Origin of the sequence: Sphingomonas xinjiangensis, assembly GCF_014199255.1 — a bacterium.
Lineage (GTDB): Bacteria > Pseudomonadota > Alphaproteobacteria > Sphingomonadales > Sphingomonadaceae > Sphingomonas > Sphingomonas xinjiangensis.
In genome coordinates this window covers 203919-217856 of sequence record NZ_JACIJF010000002.1, presented here as the reverse complement: position 1 = coordinate 217856, position 13938 = coordinate 203919, and the positions used below count along the sequence as shown (strand labels likewise).

Annotated in this window: 12 protein-coding genes; 5 read left to right on the top strand and 7 right to left on the bottom strand. The window is 66.1% G+C overall.

Translation table 11 applies throughout. The annotated features are described in order from the left end of the window. Positions 1-43 precede the first annotated feature (43 nt). Positions 44-955 carry a LysR family transcriptional regulator gene (locus tag FHT02_RS04420; protein ID WP_184084754.1) on the top strand — a complete coding sequence of 304 codons (912 nt, stop codon included), beginning with the start codon at positions 44-46 and terminating at the stop codon, positions 953-955. 169 nt (positions 956-1124) lie between these two features. Continuing rightward, complete coding sequence (ctrA, locus tag FHT02_RS04415) at positions 1125-1832, top strand: response regulator transcription factor CtrA (protein WP_184084752.1); 708 nt, start codon at positions 1125-1127, stop codon at positions 1830-1832. A 106-nt stretch (positions 1833-1938) separates the two neighbouring features. Here ctrA and FHT02_RS04410 read toward each other — a convergent pair whose 3' ends face one another. The 3 genes from FHT02_RS04410 to FHT02_RS04400 all read right to left on the bottom strand — a co-directional run bounded on the left by FHT02_RS04410 (position 1939) and on the right by FHT02_RS04400 (position 4512). Beyond that, the gene (locus FHT02_RS04410; protein WP_184084749.1) at positions 1939-2118 is read right to left on the bottom strand and encodes a hypothetical protein; all 180 of its coding nucleotides are present in this window, start codon (positions 2116-2118) and stop codon (positions 1939-1941) included. Positions 2119-2200: 82 nt separating this feature from the next. Continuing rightward, positions 2201-2857, bottom strand: a complete 657-nt coding sequence (locus FHT02_RS04405) for an HPP family protein (RefSeq protein ID WP_184084746.1) — start codon at positions 2855-2857, stop codon at positions 2201-2203. Beyond that, complete coding sequence (locus FHT02_RS04400) at positions 2842-4512, bottom strand: amidohydrolase (RefSeq protein WP_184084743.1); 1671 nt, start codon at positions 4510-4512, stop codon at positions 2842-2844. The genes FHT02_RS04405 and FHT02_RS04400 overlap by 16 nt, the downstream gene beginning before the upstream one ends. A 57-nt stretch (positions 4513-4569) precedes the next feature. On the opposite strand from FHT02_RS04400, the gene FHT02_RS04395 reads away from it, so the two are divergent. Next, a complete protein-coding gene (locus FHT02_RS04395; protein ID WP_184084740.1) occupies positions 4570-5814 on the top strand; it encodes a threonine ammonia-lyase in 1245 nt (414 codons plus the stop codon). Between the two features lie 301 nt (positions 5815-6115). Beyond that, positions 6116-6898, top strand: coding sequence for an arginyltransferase (locus FHT02_RS04390; RefSeq protein WP_184084737.1), 783 nt, complete (start codon positions 6116-6118; stop codon positions 6896-6898). Between the two features lie 9 nt (positions 6899-6907). Here the strand turns inward: FHT02_RS04390 and FHT02_RS04385 are convergent, their stop codons facing one another. The 4 genes from FHT02_RS04385 to FHT02_RS04370 form a co-directional block, all read right to left on the bottom strand. After that, positions 6908-7717, bottom strand: a complete 810-nt coding sequence (locus FHT02_RS04385) for a transglutaminase family protein (protein WP_184084734.1) — start codon at positions 7715-7717, stop codon at positions 6908-6910. Then, positions 7717-8652 carry an alpha-E domain-containing protein gene (locus tag FHT02_RS04380; RefSeq protein ID WP_184085424.1) on the bottom strand — a complete coding sequence of 312 codons (936 nt, stop codon included), beginning with the start codon at positions 8650-8652 and terminating at the stop codon, positions 7717-7719. The genes FHT02_RS04385 and FHT02_RS04380 overlap by 1 nt, the downstream gene beginning before the upstream one ends. Before the next feature lie 13 nt (positions 8653-8665). Continuing rightward, positions 8666-10135, bottom strand: coding sequence for a circularly permuted type 2 ATP-grasp protein (locus FHT02_RS04375; RefSeq protein WP_184084731.1), 1470 nt, complete (start codon positions 10133-10135; stop codon positions 8666-8668). A gap of 68 nt (positions 10136-10203) precedes the next feature. After that, positions 10204-12216 (bottom strand): protein-disulfide reductase DsbD family protein, encoded by a 2013-nt coding sequence (locus FHT02_RS04370; RefSeq protein WP_184084729.1) that lies wholly within the window; start codon positions 12214-12216, stop codon positions 10204-10206. A gap of 72 nt (positions 12217-12288) precedes the next feature. On the opposite strand from FHT02_RS04370, the gene FHT02_RS04365 reads away from it, so the two are divergent. Continuing rightward, positions 12289-13938 carry an alkaline phosphatase family protein gene (locus FHT02_RS04365; RefSeq protein ID WP_184084726.1) on the top strand — a complete coding sequence of 550 codons (1650 nt, stop codon included), beginning with the start codon at positions 12289-12291 and terminating at the stop codon, positions 13936-13938.

The following is a 13938-nucleotide window of genomic DNA, read 5'->3' as shown; positions in this document are numbered from 1 at the left end:
GAAACGTTGGAAACCGATCGTTTCTGATGTACGCGTGCTCTCCATGAAACTGCCTGATTTCGAAGCCTGGGCGATCTTTGCCGCCGTCGTGGAGCATCGCTCGTTCAGCGGCGCCGCGGAAGCGCTGGGTGTATCCAAGGCAACGGTTTCAAAGGCGATTACGCGGCTGGAGCAACGGCTGGGCACCGCGCTATTTCACCGCACCTCGCGCCGGCTGGCACTGACCGAAAGCGGGCGCGGGCTGGCCGAGCGGGCGCAGCGTATCCTGTCAGAAGGCGAAGCGGCGGAGGAGGCGGCATTCGAATCCGCCAGCGCGCCGGCGGGGCTGGTGCGCATCGCGGCGCCGCTCACTTTCGGGATCAGCCATCTGGGCCCGGCCCTGGCCGAGTTCATGACGCTGCACCCGGGCATCCGTGTCGACCTGCGCCTGTCCGATGCGTTCGTCGACATCGTCGGCGAGGGGATCGACGTGGCGATCCGCATCGCCGAACTGCCCGACAGCTCGCTGCGCGCGCGGCGGCTGGGGCCGGTGTCGACCTTCGTGGTCGGCGCGCCAGCCTATTTCGAGCGCGCGGGGCGCCCGCGCCACCCCGCCGATCTCGCGACGCACGCATGCTTCATCTACACCAACACCAGCTCGCCCGACGTGTGGCGGTTTCGCAAGGCAGGCGGTGAGGAAGCGGCGGTACGGGTTGACGGCCCGGTGCGCACCGACAATGGCGATGCGATGCTGCCGGCGCTGTGCGCGGGCCTGGGGGTAGCGCGGCTGCCCGATTTCCTGGTCAACAAGCATATCGCGGCGGGAACGCTGGAGGCGGTGCTGAATGACTGGTCGGGCGGCGCGGCGGGGCTGCACCTGATGACGCCGCCCGGCACATTGCGGCCGGCCCGTGTGGAAGCGCTGATCGAATTCCTGTCCGAGCGGCTCAAGCGATTGTGCGTAGAGGCCGCGTAACCGCTTCGTAACCGCTGTGGCGATAGCCTTAAGTATATGTCCTAAGACACGTGAATGGAGCCGGTTAGGCCGAAATTAACCTTTTGCCTTCAGACGGGGTTAGGTTAATGGAATCGTCCAACGCGTCGGCCAGCGGGGCTCCACGCGTCTGAGGACAGGGGATACGGCGATGCGCGTGCTGCTGATCGAAGACGAGCCTAGCACTGCAAAGGCAATCGAGCTGATGCTCGGCGCGGAAGGCTTCAACGTCTACACCACCGACTTGGGCGAAGAGGGCTTGGATCTTGCCAAGCTCTATGACTACGACATTATCCTGCTCGACCTGAACCTTCCCGACATGCACGGCTATGACGTGCTGAAGAAGGTCCGCGTCGCCCGCGTGCAGACGCCGGTGCTGATCCTGTCGGGCGTCAACGAAATGGATTCCAAGGTGCGCTCGTTCGGCTTCGGCGCCGACGATTACGTCACCAAGCCCTTCCACCGCGAGGAACTGGTGGCGCGCATCCACGCAGTGGTTCGCCGCTCGAAGGGCCATTCGCAATCGGTCATCCGCACCGGCAAGCTGGCGGTGAACCTGGACGCCAAGACCGTCGAAGTCGACGGCGCGCGCGTGCACCTGACCGGCAAGGAATATGCGATGCTGGAGCTGCTGTCGCTCCGCAAGGGCACGACCCTGACCAAGGAGATGTTCCTCAATCATCTCTATGGCGGGATGGACGAGCCCGAGCTCAAGATCATCGACGTCTTCATCTGCAAGCTGCGCAAGAAGCTGACCATGGCGACCGAAGGCGAGAATTACATCGAGACTGTCTGGGGCCGTGGCTATGTGCTGCGCGAGCTGGACGGCGTGGAAGCGGGCGTTTCGGCAGTCGCCTGATTTGAAACACAGCGGGGGCTGTATGGGCCGCGGTTCCGGATGGAGCCGCGGCCCTTGTTTTTTGAGGCGCTGAACGCGAGGGGTCCTGCCAGTTCGACAGACGCACTCAGTCTATGACGGTGATTTCGGTTGCGGTGACGGTCTCGTCCCTAGGGTGGATGACCGCCGAGAATTGTCTTTCGACGAACACGACCTGGCCACCCCACATCATTTGAAGATAGTCGCGCCGGGACGCGTGAAGCTTCTCCCACCAGCCGAGCGCTTCCATGCCGGCGCGGCCGATCATGCCGGGCGAGTACCTTGACGCAAGGCTCGCCCCGCGCCCTCTGCTGCGCTCGCTCGTCTCGTTGCAAATAGGTGCGGTGTGCTTAGCGGCGCCGCGACTGGGCGTGGGCTTCGGCGCGGTCGAGCAGGGCTGCGAGATCTTCGCTGTCGATGTCGAAGCTCTCATGCGCCTCCGCCAAGGCGGCGTCGATGTCGGCACGCAGGAGGCTGGGGATTGCGGCGGCCGGGGCTGGCTTGTGCGGGTAGCTGTGGCGCGAAAAGCGGTGATAAGCGAGACCCACGCCCACCAGCACGGCGGCGTTGAGGCCGACCGGGAGCAGCGCGAAGGCGAAACCCTTACCCAAGATCGCGGGGCCGCCGAGCACCGGCAGCAGCGCGCAGGCGCCGCCGGGCGGATGGAGGCAGCGCAGCAGCGACATCAGCAGGATGGCTAGGCTTACCGCCACGCCAGCGGCAAGCGCCCCATGGCCGAGCAGCAGCGCGCAGAAGAGGCCCACCGACACCGACAGCATGTTGCCGCCGAGTACGGGCCAGGGCTGGGCCAGTGGGCTGGCCGGCACGGCATAGACCAGCACCGCGGAGGCGCCCATCGGCGCGACGAGGAAGGGCGCCGCGGCTGGCGGCAGCAGCCCGCCGACGGCCGCAGTGACCACGATGCCCGCAAGGGCGCCGACGCAGGCGATCAGCCGGTCGGGCCAGTTGGCGCCGGCCAGCAGCAAGTGCCCTATTTGGCGGGCCATGCCTTATATCCTCCAACCCAGGTTTCCAGCACTTTGGTGGCACGCAGGGCGCCGGGGGCGGCAGTGACCGGATCGCGGTCGAGGATCAGGAAGTCGGCGAGCAGGCCGGGGGCGAGGCGGCCGATCTTTCCTTCGGCGAAGCCCGCATAGGCGGCGCCGGTGGTGAAGCCGGCCCAACCCTGTTCGCGCGTCACGGCATCCTGCATGCGCCAGCCGCCGGGGGGCTGGCCCTGCGGATCCTGGCGCGTGAAGGATGCGGCCCAGCCGGCCCAGGGATCGGGGCTCTCGACCGGATAGTCGGAGCCGAAGGCGAGCCGGCCGCCGGTCTGGAGGATCGAGCGCCAGGCATAGGCGCCGTTCAGCCGTCCTTCGCCCAGACGGGCTTCCGCCATGGTTCGGTCCGAAGTCTGGTGCACCGGCTGCATCGAGGCGATGATGCCGAATTTGCCGAAGCGGGGCAGATCCGTGGGATCGACGATCTGGGCATGTTCGATCCGCCAGCGGCGATCGTCCTTATAGGTGTCCGACAGCACCTCGATGGCATCGAGCGCCTGCTGGTTGGCGCGGTCGCCGATGGCGTGGATGGCGATCTGGAACCCGTCCATCGAGCCGCGCGTCATCATGTTGAGCAGTTGGTCGTCGCTGAGGAAGCCCAACCCCCGCTGGTTAGGGGCGTCGGCATAGGGTGCCTTGAGCCACGCCCCTCGGCTGCCCAGCGCGCCGTCGTCATAGATCTTGATGCCGCCCATGCGCAGCCGATCGCCATAGAGCCACGGCGTCGGGCCCTGACCTGCGACAGTGAGCGCGGTGTCGACGCCGTGTGCATAGCTCATGATGCGTACCTTGAGCAGGTTGAGGTCACCGATGCGGCGATAGGTCAGCCAATCCTCGATGGTGGTGCCCATGTCGGCCGTGGCGGTGACGCCGAGCGACAGCAGCTTGTCCTGCGCGGCGAGGAACGCGGCGTTGCGCTCCCGCGGCGTGGACTGTGGAACGACCTTCTCGACCAGGGTGCGCGCGGAGTCGACCAGCACGCCCGCAGGCGCGTTACCGCCTGCGCGTTCGATGCGGCCGCCGGCGGGGTCCTTGGTCGCGGCGGTGATACCTGCGGCGGCGAGCGCGCGGGTGTTGGCCCAGCCGGCGTGGCCGTCGACCCGCTCGAGATAGACCGGACGGTCGCTAACCGCGCGGTCGAGATCGGCGGCGGTCGGGAACCGGCCAAGCCCCCAGCGCTCCTGGTTCCAGCCACTGCCGACGATCCACTTGTTGGGATTGGCCGCGGCATAGCTGCGGATCTTGTCCAGCGCTTCGTCGAGCGAGCGGGTCTGCGACAGGTCGAGCAGCAGGAGCTGCGAGCCCAGCCCCATGACATGGCCGTGCGCGTCGATCATCCCGGGCACGAGCGTGCGCCCCTGCATGTCGGTGCGCCATTCGACCTTCTTGGGCGGCTTTTCCTTCCCGGCGAACAGGCGGACCACCTTGCCGTTCCGGTCGATCTGCATCGCGCGGAACCGGACCACTTCGCCGCGTGCACCTAGCGTGATGCCGTTGACGTTGTCGACCACGCCATCGGCCAGGGCGGCGGGCGCGCTGAGCAGCGCAGTGGCGGCAAGAAGCGGAGTCAGGATGCGGGTGAGGCGGGGCGTCTTGAGCATGGGGCAAGCGCATAGGGCCTGTTCCCCCGCTGCGCCAGATGGTCTACGCCTTGCCGCATGGCCACCAAAGCAGTTCCGGCAGCAACGCCGCTATCCGTATCGATCGACGATGTTCGTGCAGCGCAGGCGCGAATTTCCGGATCGATCGTGCGGACGCCAACGCTGATCAGCAAGACGCTGTCGAAGCTGACCGGTGCGACAGTATATCTGAAGTTCGAGAATTTGCAGTTCACCGCCGCTTATAAGGAGCGCGGTGCGCTCAACACGCTGCTGCAATTGGACGAGGCGGCGCGCGCGAAAGGGGTGATCGCCGCGTCGGCGGGTAACCACGCGCAGGGGCTGGCCTATCACGCGACGCGGCTGGGCATCCCAAGCACCATCGTGATGCCGGTGAACACGCCGATTGTGAAGGTCACCCAGACCGAAGGACACGGCGCCACCGTGATTCTGCACGGCGAAACGTTCGACGCGGCCTATGCCCATTCGCGTACGCTGGAGGCCGAGAGGGGCTTTACCTTCATCCACCCGTTCGACGATGCCCGGGTGATCGCTGGCCAGGGTACGGCGGCGCTGGAGATGCTGGAGGATGTGCCCGAGATCGACATGCTGGTAGTGCCGATCGGCGGCGGCGGGCTGATCTCCGGATCGTCGGTGGTCGCCAAGTCTGAAGGGCGCTCGGTGGAAGTCGTCGGCGTGCAGGCCGAGCTGTTCCCGTCGATGTACAACCGCATCCACCATACCGAGATGCCCTGCGCAGGCGATACGCTGGCGGAGGGTATCGCAGTGAAGGAGCCCGGCGGGATCACTGCGGGAATCGTCGAGGCGCTAGTCGACGACATCGTGCTGGTCGGCGAGCGTCGCTTGGAGGAATCGGTCAGCCTGCTGCTCCAGATCGAGAAGACGGTGGTCGAAGGTGCGGGCGCGGCGGGGCTCGCAGCGCTGTTGTCCGAGCCCGAACGGTTCAAAGGGCGCACGGTCGGCACTATCCTGTGCGGCGGCAATATCGATACGCGGCTGCTCGCCAATGTGCTGCTGCGTGATTTGGCCCGCTCCGGGCGGCTGGCGCGGCTGAGCGTGCGCTTGCAGGACCGGCCGGGCGCATTGTTTAACGTGGCCAAGATCTTCCAGGAGCAGGGCGTCAACATCCTGGAACTGTATCACCAGCGGATCTTCACGACGCTGCCGGCCAAGGGATTGACGCTGGATGTGGAATGCGAAACGCGCGACCGCAATCACCTCGACCGGCTGATCACCGCGCTTCGCCGCGCGCAATATGAAGTGAAGCAGATTGAATTAGCCTGAGCCGGGTTCGCCATGAGGGGCCTTGGGACGAGCGAAGCCGAGGGGCGGATTCCCAAGCGCACGCTTTTGCTATATGCTGGGTGCAGCCGGGAAGCGGATACCCGCTCGTATTCGCGGAATGGTTAACGGTTGCGCCAGACCAACGCGGCCGCGAGGCGTTAAGTCGCTGTTCTGGCATTCTACCTTCTGCGATCGATTGTTAACTTTCTTTCATGGTAAAGGCGCTTTTCATCATGTGCCGACCGCTTCATAGTCGCGTCCACAAGGCCGATCGTGTGGCCGGAACGAGGACCAACAGGCGGTGACTGCACTTACCCGTTTCCCCCGATTCTTCGTGACCAGCCCGTCACCCTGCCCGTATCTGCCGGGGCGGCAGGAGCGGAAGATCTTCACCGAACTGAGCGGGCAGCACGCCGGGGAGCTCAACGATGCGCTGGGGCGGATCGGATTTCGGCGGAGCCAGTCGGTCGCTTATCGACCTAGCTGCGCAGGCTGCACGGCGTGCGTTTCGGTGCGGATCGTCGCCGATCAGTTCCAGCCCAATGCGACGCAGCGCAAGCTGCTCAAGCGCTATGGTGACCTGGAAGTCACGGCGTGCAAGCCTTGGGCGACCGAAGAGCAATATGATCTATTGCGACGCTATCTGACCGCGCGGCACCCGGGCGGCGGCATGGCGGCGATGGACGAGAGCGACTATGCCGACATGGTCGAGCAGTCACCCGTCAGCTCCTATGTGATCGAATATCGCGAGCCGTCGGTGGACGGCGCGCGCGGGCGGCTTGTGGGCGCATGCATCACCGATCGGCAGGCCGACGGGCTGTCGATGATCTATAGCTTCTTCGTGCCGGACGATACGCGGCCGAGCATGGGCAATTACATCATCCTCGACCACATCCTGCGCGCGCGGGATGCCGGTTTGCCCTATGTCTATCTCGGCTATTGGGTGAAGGGGTCCGAGCGGATGGCGTACAAGACGCGCTATCGGCCAATCGAGGTGCTCGGCCCCAATGGCTGGGCGCTGCTGACCGACGAGGACGAGACCCTTGCCATGCCGTTGCCGTCGAAGGTGCGCGCGCTGGCTTGATCGTCGCCTTCAGGCGTCGCCGGGCATCTGTTCCACGTGCAGGTCGACATCGAGCTGTTCCAAGCCGTAGCCGATGCGCGTGCCGGCGATCGCCGCCGCGCCCGCTGCGTCGAGGCCGATTGCGACACGGACATAGCGTTCGTCGGGGATTAGGCCTGCGGCGGGATCGAAACCGATCCAGCCCAGGCCGTAGACATGCGCTTCGGCCCAGGCGTGCGGCGCGGATTGAGCTACGCTGTCGCTGCGGTAGCCGGATACGTAGCGGGCGGGGATCTGAAGGCTGCGAGCGGCTGCGATGAACATCTGGGCGACGTCGCGCGATGTCGCCTTGCCGGCAACGAACGCCGCGGCCGCCGAGGTGCCGGTGTCCGGTGCATCGGGTGCGCAGGGGAAGCGGGCGTGAAGCGCGCAATTCAAACGGTGGAGCGTGTCGAGCGGATCGCGCGCGCCCGAAACGCTGTCTGACGCAAAGCCAGGAAGGTCTGTGCCCGGCGCAGTGCGCGCGGTGGTGCGGAGATACAGGAGCGCAGGCAGCGGTTCGGCTGCTTCGTGGATCACACCATCGGCGTCGGTGGTCAGCACTTCGCCGGTGACGTGGACGTCGATCGCGGCGAGCGGCCCGTCGGCATAGAGCATCGTGACGGCGTTACCGAATCCGTCGGTCGCGTCGCGCAGGCGGGCGTCGCAGTCGACGCTGACCATCCAGTTCACCACCGTCTGATCGCGCGTGTCGCCCGGCGTGAGGCGCAGCATCTGAACGATGCGGTCTTGAGGCTTGGAGAAGCGGTAGCGGCTGTGGTGATCGATGGCGATGCGCATCAGATGAACCGAAACTGGCGGCTTATCGCGGCGTCGAGCATCGCATTTTCCTGAATAAAGGCGGTCAGATGTTCGTGGAGGCCCGTGACGATGATATCTGAGGTGCGGGTCTTCTGCATCCGCGCCATGCGCGCCCGGGCCATGCGGTCCGCCTCACCCTGAAGGCCAGTGCGTTTGGCGAGTTGGCTGAGAATGCCGACGCTTTCCTCGGCACAGGCCGCGAGGCTGCGTGGCAGCTCGACGCGGCTGACCAGCAAGTTGATGACGTTGCTGGGCTGAAGGCCTTCCTTGTAGAGCCAGCGATAGGCATTCACGGCCGAGACAGTCTGGAGGATCGTCGTCCATTGATCCCGGTCGACGACGCCGCCGACCCGTTCGCCCTCGGGCAGCAACAAATGGTATTTCACGTCGACCAGCCGGGCGGTGTTGTCGGCGCGCTCCACGGAGGCGCCGAGCTGGATCAGCCAGGTCGCCTCGTTGCGCATCATGCGGTGGATCGACCCTTCGAAGCCGCGAGTCTCGCCCTTCACTTGCTCAACCAGATTCAGCGTCTGCGTAGCACTGCCGGTGCTTACCCGGTTCTGGAACAGCAGCCAGGCACGGTTAACCGCGGTCCACGCGTCGCGGGTGAGCGCGGTGCGCACGGCGCGCGCATTGTTGCGCGCCAGTTCCAGGCAGCGGACGATCGAGCCCGAATGGCTGGCGTCCAGCGTGAGAAAATGCGCGACCTCGGCCTGGGTGAAGTTGCCGCCGGTCGCGGCGAACGCCTGGTCAGTGTAGCTGACGGCGAGCGCGCTCTGCCATGCCGCTTCGCCAGCGGGACGGGCGGAGAGGGCGTCCAAGCGGATCGTGGCTTCCACCAGCCGGGCGATGAAATCGGCGCGTTCGACATAGCGGCCAAGCCAGTAGAGTGCCGAGGCGGTGCGGGAGAGCATCAGCATGGCGACCTCACAGTCCCTGCCGCTGTGATTGGGACTGAGTAGGCGCGCGGTCGTCCAGCAGCACGAAGCTGTCCTTGGTGCCGCCACCCTGGCTGGAATTCACGACCAGCGAGCCTTCGCGCAGCGCCACGCGGGTGAGACCGCCGGGCACGACGCGGACGCCATCGCTGCCGGTGAGGACGAATGGGCGGAAGTCGACATGGCGTGGCGCCAGGCCCTGTTCCACCAAAGTGGGCACCGTGGAGAGTGCCAGCGTTGGCTGCGCGATGTAGCGATGCGGTTCGGCAATCAGCGCGGCGCGGAAGTCGGCGATCTCCTGCTTGGAGGCGGTGGGACCGACGAGCATGCCATAGCCGCCCGAGCCGTCGACCAGCTTAACGACCAATTCGGGAAGATGATCGAGGACGTACTTCAGCGGCTGCGGTTCGCGGCACCGCCAGGTCTCGACATTGGGCAGCTTGGCGTCCTGGCCGGTGTAGAAGCGGACGATTTCCGGCATGTAGCTGTAGATCGCCTTGTCGTCGGCGATGCCGTTGCCGGGAGCGTTGATCAGCGCGACATTACCGGCACGATAAGCGGCGATGAGGCCGGGCACGCCCAGCATCGAATCAGGCCGGAAGATGAGGGGATCGAGAAAGTCGTCGTCGATCCGGCGGTAAATGACATCGACCCGCACCCGTCCGCCGACGGTCTGTACCCAGACGATGTCGTCATCGACGACCAAGTCGGCGGCTTCCACCAGTTCGATCCCCATCGAATCGGCAAGGAAGCTGTGTTCGTAATAGGCCGAATTGAAGTGGCCCGGCGTCAGCACGACGCACATCGGATCGGGGTTGTTGCCTGGCGCGACGGAGCGCATCGTCTCGAGCAGCCGGTCGGGATAGCTGTCGACTGGGGCGACGCGGAATTCGCGGAACAACTCGGGACACAGGCGCAGCATCGCCTCCCGGTTCTCCAGCATATAAGACACGCCCGACGGGGTGCGAGCATTGTCCTCCAGCACGAAGAACTGGTCGGGACCGGTGCGGACCAGGTCGATGCCGCAGATATGCGCCCAGATGCCATGCGGCGGACGGATGCCGGCGACTTCGGGGCGGAACTGATCGTTGCGGAAGATGAGCTCCGGCGGGATCAGCCCTTCGGCGAGGATGCGGCGCTCGCCATAGATATCTTCGAGGAAGGCATTGATCGCCTGTACGCGCTGCACCAGTCCTTCCGACAGGCTGGTCCATTCCTGATGCAGGAAGAGGCGCGGCACAATGTCGAACGGGATGATGCGTTCCGCCGCATCGTTTTCGCCATAGACGGCAAAGGTGATGCCGAGCTGGCGGAAAGCGGCTTCGGCGGATTGCTGACGTTGGTGGAGTTCCTCGGTCGAGGTGTTTGCCACCCAGCGCGACAGCGCCTGGAATTCAGGTCGCGGCGAATCCGGCCCGCCAAAGCCCCAAATCTCGTCGAACGCCCCACTTGTTCCCATTCACGCCCCAAGCGCTGAAGTGCCTGCAAGTTCCATGCTGCAACGCACCGTGAGGCCGCACAAGGAAATTAACGGGAGCGAGCAAGATCAACGAGTTGCGACCGGCTTAGGATTTGCGGCAATAGTTGCGGGTGGTCTTGGCCCGGCGTGTACCACAAGTAGAGCGGCACCCCGGCGCGGTTGTGGCGCTCGATGAAGCGGCCGAGCGCCGGATCGCCGTTGGTCCAGTCGCCCACAAGAACTGCGACGTTGCCGTCGCGCAGCGCGTCGCGCACCGCAGCGGTGTCGATCACTGCCTTTTCATTCACCTTGCAGCTGAGGCACCAGTCGGCCGTGAAATAGGCAAAGACCGGTCGGCCTTCGGCGCGGAGCTGCGCGAGGCGGGCTTCGCTGAAGGGCTCGGTGCCGGATGGGGCCTGCTGGCTGGATTGCGCGGGGCGGACGAATGCCGTCGCCGCGCAGGCGAGCAGCAACAGCGGCAGCGCCGGAAGCCAGGCGCGAACGGCGCCACCGCGCTGGCGGGCGCCTGCCCACCACAGAGTCAGCGCAGTAAGCAGCATTGCGCCCAGGCCGATCGTCATGCCGTTCACCCCGGTCTGGCGTCCCAACACCCAGGCAAGCGCCAGCGCGGTCAGGAACATCGGCACCGACAGAATGTGGCGCAGCGTCGCCATCCAGGCGCCGGGCCGCGGCAGGCGGCGGCGCAGCGCCGGCACGAAGCCGAGCAGGAGGAAGGGAAGCGCGATGCCCAGCCCCAGGCCGCCGAACACCGCGAGAGCCGCAGGCCAAGGCAGGATCAGTGCCGCGCCGAGGGCGGAGGCCATGAAAGGTCCTGCGCATGGCGTGGCGACAAAGGCCGCGAGAGCTCCAGTGGCGAAGGCTCCGCCCCGTCCGCTCGCCGCCGCGCGATTGGCGAAGCCGGGCGCGCCTAACTCGAACAGGCCGGCCAGGTTAAGCGCGATGGCCACAGTCAGCAGCAACAGCAGCAGGATGACCCCAGGGCTTTGAAGCTGGAATGCCCACCCGGCCGATGCGCCGCCGGCACGGATCGCGAGCAACGCGCCGCCTAGCGCAAGGCACACCAGCACTACGCCGGCGGTATAGGCCAGGGCTTCGCCCCGCGGATCCTCGCCGTGCCCCTTTGCCAGACTCAGTGCCTTGAGGCTGAGGATCGGGAAGACGCAGGGCATAATGTTGAGGATAATGCCGCCGAGCAGCGCGGCGAAGAACGCGGCCAGCGTTGTGACCACGCCCGTGGAAAAAGTGGAGGATGCCAGTGGAGGCACGTTGCCGGGTGTAGCAGTGACGAGCAGCCCCTGGCCGCCGATCTGAAGGACACCCTGCAAAGCTTTGGGCTGCCCCTTGGCCGCGGTCTCGATCACGATCCGGTCGCCGTCGCGTCCGACGGTCTGCGGCGCGGCATAATCGAGCGCATTCTGCGTGCGCGGATAGAAGTATGCGTCGTCGAGCGGTGCATCTGCAGGGTACGGGACGGCGAGCCTGATCCGCCCGGCGTCCAACTGGAAGCTGGCCGGGCTGCCCAGCGGCTTGGGCAGCGCGGCACGCCAGCGGTCGAACCGCGCCCGGCGCTCTGGCGCGATGCTGCCATCGCCTACGGTAAGCGTTGTGGCGAGGTCGGCCCGCTCGGGTACGCAGATGGCGTCGGTGCAGACGAGATAGTCCACACGGACCCGGACGGGCAGCGTACCGCTGGCGCCCGCCGGCAGCTTCAGCGTGACCAGCGGGGCGAAGGGGCCCTCATAGACATAGTTCATCAGGCCCGAGATCATCAGGCGCTGCGGCACCGGGTAGCTTGGTTCGCCAACGCTGGCCCCCGACGGAAGCGACCAGTCGAACCGTGCAGGCAGGCCGGCGTCGCCCGGGTTCTGCCAATAGGCGTGCCAGCCTTTTTCCGGAGCTGAGGCGAGGGCCAGCGTCACCGTGCTACCGGGCGCCGGGTGATCGGTTTCCGCAAGCAGTTCGACGCGGACATGCGGTCCGTTGCCGACCGGCTGGGCAAGCGCCGGCAATGCGACAAGCGCAAGCAGCAGCGACATCAATCCGAAACGAAGGAAGGCCATGGCCCGTCCTTGCCCAGGAAGCGCCGTTGGACAATAGCTGGGTTCATATCCTTCCCTTGCCGGAGCCGGCCCATGAAATTCACCACTCCCGTTGCCGCCGCGCTGGCGCTGCTTGCCGCGTCGCCGATCGCTGCCCAGGAAGCGCAAGCTCCGGCCCGTGCCGCAGCGCCCGCTGCGCCGCCCAAGCTGGTGGTGGTGATCTCCGTCGACCAATTCTCGGCCGACTTGTTCGCCGAGTATCGCGCGCAGTTCACTGGCGGGCTGGCGCGGCTGATGAGTGGTGCGGTGTTCCCGTCGGGCTATCAGAGCCACGCTGCGACCGAGACTTGTCCGGGACACTCCACCATCCTGAGCGGCGCGCGCCCGGCGCGGACCGGGATCGTCGCCAACGACTGGACCGACTTCAACGCGCCGCGTGACGACAAGACCGTCTATTGCGCTGAGGACGAGAGCGTGCCCGGCAGCACTTCCGAAAGCTATACTGTGTCGGACAAGCATCTGAAGGTGCCGACGCTAGGCGAATGGATGAAGCTGGCCGATCCTGCGAGCCGCGTCGTGTCGGTGGCCGGCAAGGATCGCGCCGCGGTGATGATGGGCGGGCACAAGGTGGACGAGCTGTGGTGGTGGAACGGCAAAGCCTTGGTCTCCTATGCCGGGCGCACCGCGCCGGCGATGGTGACCAAAATGAACGCCAATGTCACCGGCCGTATCGGCGAAGCGCAGGCGCCGATGGCGCTGCCCGCCTTCTGCCAGGCACGCAGCCGGGCGATCCCGCTAGGTGCGACCAAGACGGTAGGTGACGGGCGCTTCGCACGCGCTGCCGGCAATGCCGGCGCGTTCCGCGCCTCGCCCGAGTTCGACGAAGCGATCCTGGCGCTAGGCGCCGGCGTCGCCACCGACATGAAGCTGGGCCAGAACGGGCACACCGACCTGTTGATCGTCGGCGCGTCGGCCACAGACTATGTCGGGCACACCTTCGGCACCGAGGGTAGCGAGATGTGCATCCAGATATTCGCGCTCGACCAAATGCTGGGCAAGCTGTTCGCGGTGTTGGACAAGACCGGCGTCGATTATGCCGTCGCGCTGACCGCCGATCATGGCGGGCATGACTTGCCCGAGCGAAACGACGAGCATGCCGCGCCGATGGCGGCGCGCATCGACCCAAAGCTGAACCCCAAGGCAGTCGGCGCGGAGATCGCCACCAAGCTGGGCATCAGCGGCAACCCGCTGGCCGGAAGCGCGGCTGGTGACATCTATGTCGATCCCAAACTGCCCAAGGCGCAGCGCGACAAGGTGCTGGCAGAGGCGATCGGTCGCTATGCCGCGCATCCGCAGGTTTATGGCGTATATACCCGGGCGCAGATCCTGGCGACGCCGCATCCCAAGACGCCGCCCGAGACCTGGACGATGCTGGAGCGCGCGCGCGAGTCGTACGAGCCTTCGCGATCGGGCGACTTCGTGGTGGCACTGAAGCCGCGCGTGACGCCCATCGCTGATCCGACCCGTGGTTCGGTGGCGACGCATGGCAGCTTCTGGGACTATGACCGGCGCGTGCCGATCCTGTTCTGGCGCAAGGGGATGACCGGGTTCGAGCAGCCGCTGTCGGTGGAGACGGTGGACATCGCGCCGACGCTGGCCGCGCTGATCAAGGTGCCAGTGCCGGTCGAGATCGACGGGCGCTGTCTGGACCTGGACGCGGGGCCGGGCGACACCTGCCGCTAG